Origin of the sequence: Citrobacter sp. S46_ASV_140 (genome assembly GCF_018919545.1) — a bacterium.
GTDB classification, from domain to species: Bacteria; Pseudomonadota; Gammaproteobacteria; order Enterobacterales; family Enterobacteriaceae; genus Citrobacter; species Citrobacter braakii.
The window spans coordinates 1-11,170 of sequence record NZ_JAHLRC010000116.1 but is presented as its reverse complement, the minus strand read 5'-3'; the positions used below and the strand labels follow the sequence as shown (position 1 = coordinate 11,170).

Below are 11,170 nucleotides of genomic sequence, written 5' to 3'. Positions count from 1 at the left end.
GTCCCACACCACGCGGGCACTTACGCCGTGAAGCTGGTTTAACGCATTAATGAACGGCGTCATTTTCTCGACCATCTCCGCGCCGCTCTCTTTCTGCGCGTTCAGATACAGTTCGATGGCGCAGGTCAGGCCAAGAATCCCCTCTTTGCCCACCTTCATCGCCCGGCCAATCCCCGCGGTCTGGCGCTTCACCCACTCAACGTATTGGGTTTTGCCAATCACCAGGCCGCTGGTTGGCCCTTCAATCGCTTTCGCACCGCTATAAATCACCAGATCCGCACCAACCCGGTAGTAGCACTGCAAATCCTCTTCCGCCGCCGCATCCACGATTAGCGGCAGATTATGCGTACGCGCCACCACCGCAGCCTGTTCCACGCTGAGCATACTTTTTTGGACACAGTGGTGAGATTTGATATACAGAATGGCCGCCGTGCGTGGCGTAATGGCCGCCGCCAGCTGAGTGGCGGAACATTCGTTGGCATAACCCGCTTCCACGAGCTTGCCGCCGCCGAGCGCCACCATGGTGCCAACCGGAGCGCCAAAGTTGACGTTGTGGCCTCTGGGCAGCACGATTTCGTTGTTCTCGATCGGCGCGACGTGCAGGTTCTCCAGCAGCCAGTCGCTGTCCTTAACCAGCACTCCAGCCACTGACAGGGCGATTCCGGCCGAAGCGCAGGAGACGACGGTTGCCCCTTCCACCTCCAGCAATTTCGCGATGTAGTCACCGGTTTTATTGACCAGGTCTTTCATCTCAAAATATTGATTCATCCCCGCCATTGCGGCCTGAACCACTTCTGGTCGTGGCGTAGAAACGCCGAGCGCCGTCATGCGGCCTGAGGTGTTAATAACCTGTTTTAAATTGTATTTCTCAAAAATCGAAGGCATGTTCCGCGCTCCCTTGTTCGGTCATATAGCCCTTGCCCGCACGTATTGCGGCAAGCGGCACCAGCAGTTGTTCAGCCTGCAGGCTGTCGTTTTCTGCATCTACCAGCACGGTTGGCTGGCGCTTAAGCGTAAAGAGGGTTAAATCGGCATCCAGACCAACCTGCAGTCTCCCTTTCTGTTTCAGGCGCAGACCATCGGCGGCATTGGCAGTAACGCACTCAATGACCTGCGGGAGCGACATCCCAATGGCGAGAAATTTCGACATCACATTCGCCAGGGAATACACCGGGCCGCTGATACGGTTGCGACAATAAATATCGGAGCTGATGGTGTGCGGCAAAATGCCCAGACCGATAGCGCGTTTTGCCACCGCAAAGCTCAGGCTGGCGGTGCCATGCCCAACGTCCAGACGCACACCGCGTGAAATCGCCCGCGTCACTGACGCCCGCAGCTCGCCTTGCGGCGTCAGAATGCGATTCGGCTTACCGTTGTAGCAGTGGGTAATGATGTCGCCCGCGGTCAGGCGTTCGGCGATCTCATCCAGATCTGGCGGATTGTTGCCGATGTGCACCATCAGCGGCAGGTCACCGTTCTGCGCTTGCATCGTTTTGGCGCGCTCCAGCGGCGTAATGCCGTTTTCACCGACCACGCTGCTGCTCATGCGCGCCTTCAGGCCGACGATAAAATCAGGATGGCGCTTCACCGCCTGTCGCACCGCATCGGCGTCAATGTTGACCATATTAGCCAGCTCGTTCTGGGCGATAAGCCCAACGCGGGAGATATTCAGCAGCGCATACACTTCGGTGGTCGCTTCCCGGGTCAGGGTATAAAAATCATCGATATCATCCGCCCCGGTACTGCCCGCATCTACCACCGTGGTAACGCCGGTAGCTATACCGACGCTGTCCGGTTGGTCGTGATAAATCGGGGATTTCGGATAGCAGTGAACGTGGGAATCAATCCAACCTGCGCTGACGTAGTACTCGCCGCCCAGTTCGATGGTTTTCAGCGCCGGGCCAGCAACGTCGCCCAACGCCGCAATTTTGCCGTCTTTGAGCGCAATATCGCTCACCGTATCGTCAACGAGGCGCGCACGGCGCAGGAGTAAATCAAACATCGCACTCTCCTTTGCCGGATGGCGGCGCAACTGCCTCATCCGGCCTACAAATCAACAGTTAGCTAATGGCAATCGGGAAGATGGACCCGAGGATCATCGCCCCAAGGATCGCCCCGCCGGTGATCGGTTTCTGCCACAGGTAAAACAGCAGCGCGCCCGCCAGTGAACCGATGCCGATAGGGATAGACGCCGTCATCGCGCTGAGGATAATCAATGGTCCGAGGAAGCGGCCGGAGGCGTTACCGGCCCCCATCATGACATCCGCACCGTAGGTCGAGTCGCTCTGATTGATGGTGAACTTACGCGCCAGAATAATGATGTAGCCAATCGCCAGACCAATCACCAGACCGGTGACCAGCGACGCTGCGAAGTTGGCAACCGGGAAGATAATACCTGCGCCCAACAGCAGCGCCGGAACACCTAACCCGACCCCGGTCTGAATCGCCCCGCCAATATCCAGAATCCCCACCAGCGAACCTTCAATGATGCGGGCAAACAGGAAGCTTGCACCAAAGGCTGCCACCGCCCCGTAGGAGCCGGTGTCCATTCCCGCCTTCAGCATCGCCACAAAAGCGACTTCGTTAAATGCGCCAATACCGTACAGGTAGTACATGTGCGTTCCGGCAAATACGCCAGAGGAGAGCAGGCCAACGAAGATCGGGAACGACCAGTCAGCGAACCAAAAACCTTTATTCTGTTCCATGATGGCCTCCGTTATTTGCCGCTGAGCGAGTTGTGGATCAGTTCGAGCCAGTTAGGCACAGTCAGATGGAAGGATTCGATCATCTTCATGTCGAAGCCGCGGAAGAAGCCGCTCAGGACAAACAGCGCGACGATAGCCACCATCATCACTTTAGTGACGTGGTTCCAGCCGCTCTCTTCCACGCCTTTACCGATCAGAATGCCAAGGACCAGACCCGGAACGGCGTTGCCCATAATCAGTTGCGCCGCACCGCCAAAGACGGTGGCCCAGAAGCCTGATTTTTTACCGGCATCGATCGCCGCCAGCCAGAAGATTACTGGCATTACGGTGTTAACCAGCAGGTTAGCCGCAGGCACCAGCACCTTGACGGCAGTCACCTGCAACGCTTCCGGTACGGATGACGCCGTAAGATTCAGGAAGGTCACAACGATCATCCCGATAACGCCGCAGGCAATCGCCATGCGCTTGGGATCGTGCAGCGTTTCACCGACGTTGCGGTTTTTAACCATCAGCGCAGCAGCGCCCCAGTTGGGGATGATGCGATGGTCGACGTCCTGAGTGAACGCCCCCGCCGCAACGGAGGAAGCCCAGGCGTTAAAGAAAAAGCCCAGGCCGAACGAGAAGTGAGAAGCCGGATCCCCTTCGCAGGAATTCAGTTCTCCCAGAGTACGAAACGCGCCCATCCCTTGAGTGGTAGGCGCATGAAACATGCGTGCAGCCCCAGCGCCGACACCGACGCCAACCAGGCCGCCGATGATGAGCGATTTTATTAATATTATCAGGAACATAATTATGCCTTTTAATAAAGAATCAGCGTTGCGTAACGAAATCCACCTTGTCGAGATTGATGGCAGTCACGTTGACGGTCACGTCCAGCTCCACGCTGAAGGTGCGTCTTTCCCGGCGCAAAAAGAGGAATAAAAATGCCTCTTTGCGCACCGATTCACGCGCTTGAACAACCTGCACATCCTGTGGCTCAATACGCAGTAAGATATGCGGCGACGCTTTCATCACCGCAGCCTGAACGTGGTTCAGGGCATCGGCAAAGGCGCGCGCTTTGGCCTCGCCCTTGCCAGTGACTCTCACCGTGGTGGTGAATTGTTCTTTCATGCTTAAGCGCCGTGTTTCTTTTGCCACGCCTGTACCAGGCGCTCACCGAGTTCTTCTTTGTCCATAAAACCGAACCCCAGCACGTTGCAACCTTCGTTGATGGCAGTGACCCCTTCATCAACCGAGCGCATGCCGTATTTCGCCTTGTAGCCGTATTTGGTCTGTGCGGTAATCGCACCCGCGCCGCCACTGCCGCAAAACGAGATACCAAAGGTGGCGTTTTCCGCTTTCATCACGTCACCCAGCTTCATATCTGCCGCAACGCCCGGCACCACAACCGCACGGCCGCCCGCTTTCTCAACGCCTGCCGCCACTTTCTGGCCTTTACCCAGACGATCGCCAATCACTACGGTAATCTGTTCCATCTTTTGCTCCTTAAAGGTTGTCTTTCGCGACTTCGAAGTGCACCGACAGCAGCCAGGCCTCTTCCTCAGGAAGATTGCCAAACTCAGCGACCACGTCACGGGCAAGCGCCATTGATTCGGCAGAAATTTCATCAAACAAGCTGGCATCGACTTCTGGTAAGGGTTCACCCGTTACCGAGCGGTGCGCCATGGCGCGAACATGCGACGTCAGCATCTGTTCCTGTACAGCGTTGGGAATAATGTGGCGTTCACGCAGCAAGGCATACACCTGCGCCAGCATGCGGTCGGCCAGTTCCACCGATTCCCCCATGTCATTCATTACAGCTCCGTTATTCACTCGTCTTACCCCACTAGTGGCTCTGAGGTTAACTTAGCGGTGGGGGTTAAAAGTTTGTAGCGAGTTGTTTTCCACTTCGAAGTGGAAAGGGGCGCAGCGATAGTGATCTGTGCCGCAAAAAGGGCCGGGACCACGATTAATCACTGGAAGAATGTGATTGAGATCGCAAGAGTGAGCAGCAAAATGGAAGGAAATGCGAACAATGAATGGACGATAAAAATGAAAAAATGTGATGGGGATAGCGTTTACTTATGGGATGCAGAGGCGCAACGTCTTATCCGGCCTACGGTTATGCAGGCCGGATAGAGTAGATTAGCGGAACTTCTTGTGGTTTTCGTTGCGCGTTTTTTTCAGGTCTTCCGCAACGGCTTTCGCCTCTTTGACTTTACCTTCGTTCGCCAGTTTAAGCGCGCCGTCAATCTGACCGATCAGCGTATCAAAGCCGTGGCGGAAATCTTTCATCTCCGCACTGTCCGGGGATTTGCTCTCCAGCTTCGGCGGCGTTCCCTTTTGAGCATCCAGCGCGGCTGCACGCATTTTGGTCAACGCGTCTTTCAGTTCAGTCGCATTGTCCGTTTTTTCGACGATCTTCAGGTTGTCGTTGAGGATCCCCATGTCATCTTCGAGATCGGCTGCAAACGCAGAAGAACCAAGAACCAGCGTTGAAGCCGCGACGATCGCTAACAGGTGTTTACGCATTGCTCACTTCCTTTTTTATTATTAAAAAAATTAACGCCTTAACGAGTATCATTGCCCGGCGATTTTCATCTCCGGTAACAATACCGAACCACACTGAATATTACTGCGCGTTTCAATATCGTTGCCTACGGTCACAATATTGCGCCACATCTCTTTTAAGTTCCCGGCGATGGTAATTTCACTCACCGGATACTGAATTTCGCCGTTTTCGACCCAAAAACCCGCTGCGCCGCGCGAGTAATCGCCGGTAATGCCGCTTACGCCCTGCCCCATCAGCTCGGTAACCACAAGACCTGTGCCCATCTCTTTGAGCAACTGCTCGAAGCTTAGACCCTGTCCCGGAATTCGCCAGTTGTGGATCCCGCCCGCATGACCGGTGCTCTTCAGTCCCAGCTTACGTGCGGAATAGTTGGTCAGCAGCCATTGGGTCAGCACGCCGTCTTTAATAATGTCACGGCGTTCGGTCCGTACGCCTTCGCTGTCGAACGGCGACGACGCCAGCCCTTTCAGCAGGTGCGGATGTTCTTCAATAGTCAGCCATTCCGGCAGAATTTGCTTGCCCAGCGAGTCGAGCAGGAAGGTGGATTTACGGTACACCGAACCACCGGCAATCGCGCCGACCAGATGTCCGAACAACCCAGTCGCTACTTCGTTGGCAAAAATCACCGGCGCTTTCATGGTGGAAAGTTTACGAGGAGAGAGGCGAGATAAGGTACGGCGAGCACAGTCTGCCCCCACCCATTCCGGCGTTTGCAGATCGCCCATCGCCCGGCCAATGGTGTAGGCGTAATCACGCTCCATATCGCCATTTTCTTCCGCGATGACGCAGCTGGAAAGAGAATGACGCGTGGAGCAGTAGCCCTGCAGCATCCCGTGGCTGTTACCAAACACTTTGATGCCATAGTGGCTGTTAAAACTGCCGCCTTCGGTATTGGTGATACGCTTATCGGCCTGTAGCGCCGCCTGTTCCGCGCGGGCTGCCAGTTCGATAGCTTCGTCAGGGGACACTTCCGCCGGGTGGAACAGATCCAAATCGGGCGCATCAAAGGCCAGCAGTTCTTTATCTGCCACGCCGGCGCACGGGTCAGGTGAGGTGTAACGTGCAATATCCAGCGCGGCCTGCACGGTACGTGCAATCGCCTGCGGGCTTAAATCGGTGGACGATGCGCTGCCCTTACGGTTTTGGTGATAAACCGTAATCCCCAGCGCGCCATCGCTATTGAATTCTACGTTCTCCACTTCACCATAACGGGTGCTGACGCTAATACCCGTGGTCTTGCTCACAGCGACTTCCGCGCCATCCGACTTACCTGACGCTAATTCCAGTGCCGTCGAGACCGCTTCTTCCAGAATCTTACGCTGCGCTTCAACTTGTGAGATTACTTTCATCGCAAATGCCATAATGTAGAGAGAGTTTCTCTGAAGTCTAACAGAGAACCGTTTTTCAGTGCGCATCTTAACTGGTAACATTAGCCTCTTTTTTTAAGGAGCCTGACATGACTAAGCAGCCCGAAGACTGGCTCGACGACGTTCCCGGTGATGACATCGAAGACGAAGACGATGAAATTATCTGGGTCAGTAAAAGTGAAATAAAACGTGACGCCGAGGAGTTAAAACACCTGGGTGTGGAACTGGTAAAACTGGGGAAAAACGCGCTGGATAAAATCCCGCTCGACGCGGATTTACGTGCCGCGATTGAGTTGGCCCAGCGTATTAAGATGGAAGGTCGCCGCCGCCAGCTGCAGCTGATTGGCAAAATGTTGCGCCAGCGCGATGTTGATCCTATCCGTCAGGCGCTGGACAAGCTGAAAAACCGTCACAACCAACAGGTTGTACTGTTTCACAAGCTTGAGCAACTGCGCGATCGCCTGATCGCCGAAGGTGATGATGCGGTAGCGGAAGTGCTGAACCTGTGGCCAAACGCCGATCGCCAGCAGCTTCGTTCTCTGGTTCGCAATGCGAAGAAAGAGCAAGAAGGCAACAAGCCGCCGAAATCAGCACGTCAGATTTTCCAGTATCTGCGTGAACTGGCGGAAAACGAAATCTAACCTCTTCGTCTGCAGAAAGTGCCGGATGATGTAAATACTTCATCCGGCCTGGATTCTGTGCTCTTACTGCTGGGGCTGCATTTCGCCCATAGCGTTCTCTGACTGACTCTCTTCATGCAGATACTGCTTATCTAAAATCTTCACGAACGGTGTATAAATCGCGGTGGCGATAACCAGATTCACGGCCTGTAAAACAATGCCTGAAATCCCGGTGGTGAGGAAACCAGAAATAAAGATCGGCGTTGTCCAGGGAATGGAGATACCAGAGGTGGGGGGAACCCAGCCGAATGCGATAACCACATAAGTAACCGTACACAGCACCATTGGGGTAATGATAAACGGGATAAGCATCAGCGGATTAAGCACGATTGGCAAACCAAAAATCACCGGCTCATTAATGTTAAAAATTGCCGCCGGTGCCGCCAGCCGTGAGAGCTGCTTTAATCGCGTACTTTTGGCAACCATAAAGATGCTAATCAACAGCGCTCCGGTAAAGCCCGTACCGCCGGCAATCAAATAGACATCCCTGAACTGCTGAGTAATGATGTTGGTCGCTACCAGCCCGGCCTGAGTTTGCGCCAGGTTCTGCGCACTGAGCGTTTGCCAGATAGGCCCCATTACGGATGTCATGATAGAGTCGCCATGGATCCCAAAGAACCAGAAGAAACTGATCATCATCTCAGCAATCAGTTGCGATAAGAGGGAATTCCCCAGATACAGCAACGGCTGTTGCAGCATGACGCTGATAAATTTCCCCGGCGTACCAAAAGGCGTGTTCTCAAACAGCACCTTGACGATAATCCAGAACAGTAGCACTAAGAAGATAGGTACCAGCGATTTAAACGACCTGGCAATCTCTGGCGGGACACTCGCAGGCATCTTGATGGTGAAAGCCCTGTTTTCCAGAAACTGAACCACCTTGATGGTGACCACAGTAACGATAATCCCTAAGAACATCGATTCAGAGCTAAAGTCGAGCAGCGCGTAAGCATCGGCGACGATTTCTCCCGATCCTGTCGTAATATGACCAGGCGACATTAAGAAGAAGATCGCCACCGGTAAAATAGCGGAACTTTGGCTGAGATTAAGCTTTTCAACTAACTCCTTTGAGAAGGTGATAATCACCAGCAGCGTCATTAATCCGTAGCTGGCGTTAATCCCGTAATTGAGCTTATCCAGCACGCCTTTCCCTAACAGCGAACTCATAAACTCGTGATAGCCGTTAACAGGAAAGTTGGTTAACAATACGAAAAATGAACCGACAATCAAAAAGGGAATCAGGGCAATAAACGCATTTTTTAGTGCGGTCAGGTAGATGTTTGACGAGATTTTCTCGGCCAGTGGCAACATCTTTTGTTCGAGTAGAGAGGTTATGCTCATGCCCGCTTACCCTATAAGGTTTTTTGTCACGTAATAATTAACCTGCGGGAACTGCTTGATATAGATGGCAGGAATCTGAGTGTGGTGCGCATCGCCGTTAACAATCTGCTGATAAATATCTTTTTTCGCATCGTGGTTGATGATAACAATCACCTTTCCAGCCCTGATGATTTTATTCATCCCGACGGTAATACCCTCGGTGAGGGTGACATCTCCGGAGAAGTATTTATGGCTGGCGACGTTAATTGTTACGTCATCCAGTTGAGTTTGTAGATAATCCTCATCAAACGGCACGCCCGGCTCGTTTAAGCCGATATGCCCGTTCATTCCCACGCCCAGAATTACATAGTCAAACTCTTCACCGTTGAGCGCGGTTTGGTAATGGGCAATATTTTGTGCCGTAGAGGCAAACGGATTGAAATGGACTAACCGCACCGGATAGGCACATTTGTGCACAAAGTCCTGATTAATCATGTTCAGGCAGCTGCCATCTGATTCGCTGGGCACGTTGACCCACTCATCCAGCGCAAAGAAGGTAAGGCGTTCGGCAAACGGTGTCGCTGCCAGTGCTTCGTAAATCCAGTGAGGCGTGCTACCGGAGGGGATCAGCACGCGAGAATGTGGTTTGAGCGCGGATAGCTCACTAACGACCTGTTCAGCCAGCGCGGCATTGGTATCAAACGTTGTACATTTCATCCGTTTCTTCTCGCTATTAAAGTGATTCAATCTTTTTGGCGAATAAAGGAAGATACTTTTTATTGGCCAGCAGCATCTCTTTGGCTAACGCCACACCCGAAGTGTCGCTTGAGCATAATGGGTTGAAAATAAAGCCAGAAATAAGCGCTTGATAATCGCCGGTGGCGGCGGCTTTGACGATCTGCGCTTCATAGTCTTTCATCATGGAAACAATCCCTTTCGCAGGAGATGGGATCTCACCAGTACAAATTGGAATCGGACCATTACGGGTAAGCACACAGTTCACTTCAACTACCGCCTCTTCCGGTAAATTAGTGATAGCACCGCCGTTACGAACGTTGACGGTTTGAATGCTCTTATCGTCGAGGTAAATAGCGCGAATAACGTTCAGCGCAGCGGTAGAATAAAGCGCACCGCCGCGGGCTTCCAGCTCTTTAGGCTTATCCTGAAGCGTAACGTCGCTGTATTTTTTAAACAGTTCGGCTTCAATATTTTTGACGATCTCACCCCGTGATTGCTCGGCTGCTTCCTGCTCGGCCAGCATTTCAGTCGTCTTGAGGTAGTATTTTAAATAGGAAGAGGGGATCAGATTGGTGGCGGCCAGCAGCTCTTTATTAAACTGCTCATTGCTGATGTTTTTAAAGCTCAGTGCATCAACGTCGGCGGCGTTGATTATCTCGATGGTTTCGCGGGTACGGTCGACGCCGTTATGCAGAATTTTGGTAATAAAGTTCATATGGTTGGAGCCTTTGAACTCGACGTATAAATCCTCTACGTTGGCATTCAGCAGCCCGGCCACCTGATGGGTCATATTGACAGGACCATTGCACAGGCCGATGACTCGATTGTTGTTGCTGTATTTGAGTACCGCTTCTGTCACCATGGAAGCTGGATTGGTGAAGTTAATCAGCCAGGCGTTTGGACAAATCGCCTTCATTTCATTCGCTATTTCAATGATGACCGGAATGGTGCGCAGAGCTTTGAACATCCCGCCCGCGCCATTGGTTTCCTGGCCAATAAAACCGTATGACTTCGGCAGTTTTTCATCAACGATTCGGGCATCGATACCACCGACGCGCAGTTGAGTCACCACGAAGTCGGCACCCAGTAGCGCTGTTTTGCGGTCAAAAGTTTGGATGACATCAATTGGTAAATTTGCTTTGGCAAGCATTCTTTTGGTGAGATCGAAAATGATGTTCATTTTCTCTTTACCCATTTCAACGTCGACAAAAGCGATGTGAGAGATGGGAAGCTGGTGGTAGTTTTTAATTACCCCTTCAATCAGTTCTGGCGTATAGCTGCTACCCGCGCCAATCACCACGAGTTTTAGTTTTTTCATTAGTCTTCTACTTTTGAATTAAATTTCAACGACACTTTTCTGACATTGGATAAATGGAAAAGCATAATATCTACGATGGCTATCTGTATCGGATAGCTTATATTTTCGAAAGCAGTATCTTTAATAATGGCGTTTTTGTAGATCAAGACTGCATCGGCCTTAAGCGCCAGCGTAGAGTTTTCCCTGCTGGTAATCGCGGCCACCTTGATGCCGTTTTTTCTGGCATTAAAAATTATCTCTTCCAGCATTTCTGACTCACCGCTGTTGGAAACAATCAGCATACAATCGTTAGCGGTCAGAAAGCGGCTGCGGACATTACAGTTGGTGTAGTCTGTTTCATTGAGGATATTAAAGCCCAGCACCATCAAATTATAGCTAACATAGTTCGCCACGCTATCTGATGTACCGTATCCCCAGGTGATAATCGTATTGCAGTCGGACAAAAAATCACAAAAGACTTTGACTTTATTCTCAGACACTCTGGTTAAAGC

14 protein-coding genes are annotated in these 11,170 nt (G+C 52.2%); 1 reads left to right on the top strand and 13 read right to left on the bottom strand.

Annotated features, from left to right (window positions below):
* From KQJ19_RS19665 to pmbA, 9 genes are all read right to left on the bottom strand, one after another.
* Positions 1–885, bottom strand: an 885-nt coding sequence (locus tag KQJ19_RS19665) for a DgaE family pyridoxal phosphate-dependent ammonia lyase (RefSeq protein ID WP_216404023.1), incomplete at its 3' end; no start/stop codon positions are given.
* On the bottom strand, positions 869–2,002 hold the full coding sequence (locus KQJ19_RS19660; protein ID WP_200051833.1) for an amidohydrolase/deacetylase family metallohydrolase: 1,134 nt from the start codon (positions 2,000–2,002) through the stop codon (positions 869–871). The genes KQJ19_RS19660 and KQJ19_RS19665, both read right to left, overlap by 17 nt.
* 58 nt (positions 2,003–2,060) lie before the next feature.
* On the bottom strand, positions 2,061–2,705 hold the full coding sequence (locus KQJ19_RS19655) for a DUF4310 family protein (RefSeq protein ID WP_003830379.1): 645 nt from the start codon (positions 2,703–2,705) through the stop codon (positions 2,061–2,063).
* A gap of 11 nt (positions 2,706–2,716) precedes the next feature.
* Positions 2,717–3,493, bottom strand: a complete 777-nt coding sequence (locus KQJ19_RS19650; RefSeq protein ID WP_005134210.1) for a DUF4311 domain-containing protein — start codon at positions 3,491–3,493, stop codon at positions 2,717–2,719.
* Positions 3,494–3,515: 22 nt separating this feature from the next.
* Positions 3,516–3,815 (bottom strand): DUF4312 family protein, encoded by a 300-nt coding sequence (locus KQJ19_RS19645; protein WP_016151468.1) that lies wholly within the window; start codon positions 3,813–3,815, stop codon positions 3,516–3,518.
* Between the two features lie 2 nt (positions 3,816–3,817).
* Complete coding sequence (locus tag KQJ19_RS19640) at positions 3,818–4,180, bottom strand: SFCGS family glycine-rich protein (RefSeq protein WP_003830384.1); 363 nt, start codon at positions 4,178–4,180, stop codon at positions 3,818–3,820.
* Between the two features lie 10 nt (positions 4,181–4,190).
* The gene (locus KQJ19_RS19635; RefSeq protein WP_016151467.1) at positions 4,191–4,499 is read right to left on the bottom strand and encodes a PRD domain-containing protein; all 309 of its coding nucleotides are present in this window, start codon (positions 4,497–4,499) and stop codon (positions 4,191–4,193) included.
* A gap of 330 nt (positions 4,500–4,829) precedes the next feature.
* Entirely contained in the window at positions 4,830–5,216 is a 387-nt protein-coding gene (gene cybC / locus KQJ19_RS19630) for a cytochrome b562 (protein WP_016155540.1), read from the bottom strand.
* A 48-nt stretch (positions 5,217–5,264) separates the two neighbouring features.
* Entirely contained in the window at positions 5,265–6,617 is a 1,353-nt protein-coding gene (pmbA, locus tag KQJ19_RS19625) for a metalloprotease PmbA (RefSeq protein ID WP_003830385.1), read from the bottom strand.
* Between the two features lie 95 nt (positions 6,618–6,712).
* On the opposite strand from pmbA, the gene yjgA reads away from it, so the two are divergent.
* A complete protein-coding gene (gene yjgA, locus KQJ19_RS19620) occupies positions 6,713–7,264 on the top strand; it encodes a ribosome biogenesis factor YjgA (protein ID WP_016151465.1) in 552 nt (183 codons plus the stop codon).
* Positions 7,265–7,327: 63 nt separating this feature from the next.
* On the opposite strand, the gene KQJ19_RS19615 is transcribed toward yjgA, so the two are convergent.
* From KQJ19_RS19615 to KQJ19_RS19600, 4 genes are all read right to left on the bottom strand, one after another.
* Positions 7,328–8,644: a PTS transporter subunit EIIC gene (locus tag KQJ19_RS19615; protein WP_216404022.1), complete on the bottom strand. Its 1,317-nt coding sequence runs from the start codon at positions 8,642–8,644 to the stop codon at positions 7,328–7,330.
* Between the two features lie 6 nt (positions 8,645–8,650).
* Positions 8,651–9,340, bottom strand: a complete 690-nt coding sequence (locus tag KQJ19_RS19610) for a 6-phosphogluconolactonase (protein ID WP_047499936.1) — start codon at positions 9,338–9,340, stop codon at positions 8,651–8,653.
* Positions 9,341–9,356: 16 nt separating this feature from the next.
* The gene (locus tag KQJ19_RS19605; RefSeq protein WP_216404021.1) at positions 9,357–10,679 is read right to left on the bottom strand and encodes a 6-phospho-beta-glucosidase; all 1,323 of its coding nucleotides are present in this window, start codon (positions 10,677–10,679) and stop codon (positions 9,357–9,359) included.
* The coding region (locus KQJ19_RS19600; RefSeq protein WP_216404020.1) for an SIS domain-containing protein at positions 10,679–11,170 on the bottom strand (492 nt) is incomplete at its 5' end. The genes KQJ19_RS19600 and KQJ19_RS19605, both read right to left, overlap by 1 nt.

Coding starts and splice junctions, on each gene's coding strand:
- KQJ19_RS19660 (WP_200051833.1), bottom strand. CDS start 2,002: ATGTTTGATTTACTCCTGCGCCGTGCGCGCCTCGTTGACGATACGGTG.
- KQJ19_RS19610 (WP_047499936.1), bottom strand. CDS start 9,340: ATGAAATGTACAACGTTTGATACCAATGCCGCGCTGGCTGAACAGGTC.
- KQJ19_RS19645 (WP_016151468.1), bottom strand. CDS start 3,815: ATGAAAGAACAATTCACCACCACGGTGAGAGTCACTGGCAAGGGCGAG.
- yjgA (WP_016151465.1), top strand. CDS start 6,713: ATGACTAAGCAGCCCGAAGACTGGCTCGACGACGTTCCCGGTGATGAC.
- KQJ19_RS19615 (WP_216404022.1), bottom strand. CDS start 8,644: ATGAGCATAACCTCTCTACTCGAACAAAAGATGTTGCCACTGGCCGAG.
- cybC (WP_016155540.1), bottom strand. CDS start 5,216: ATGCGTAAACACCTGTTAGCGATCGTCGCGGCTTCAACGCTGGTTCTT.
- pmbA (WP_003830385.1), bottom strand. CDS start 6,617: ATGGCATTTGCGATGAAAGTAATCTCACAAGTTGAAGCGCAGCGTAAG.
- KQJ19_RS19655 (WP_003830379.1), bottom strand. CDS start 2,705: ATGGAACAGAATAAAGGTTTTTGGTTCGCTGACTGGTCGTTCCCGATC.
- KQJ19_RS19640 (WP_003830384.1), bottom strand. CDS start 4,180: ATGGAACAGATTACCGTAGTGATTGGCGATCGTCTGGGTAAAGGCCAG.
- KQJ19_RS19605 (WP_216404021.1), bottom strand. CDS start 10,679: ATGAAAAAACTAAAACTCGTGGTGATTGGCGCGGGTAGCAGCTATACG.
- KQJ19_RS19635 (WP_016151467.1), bottom strand. CDS start 4,499: ATGAATGACATGGGGGAATCGGTGGAACTGGCCGACCGCATGCTGGCG.
- KQJ19_RS19650 (WP_005134210.1), bottom strand. CDS start 3,493: ATGTTCCTGATAATATTAATAAAATCGCTCATCATCGGCGGCCTGGTT.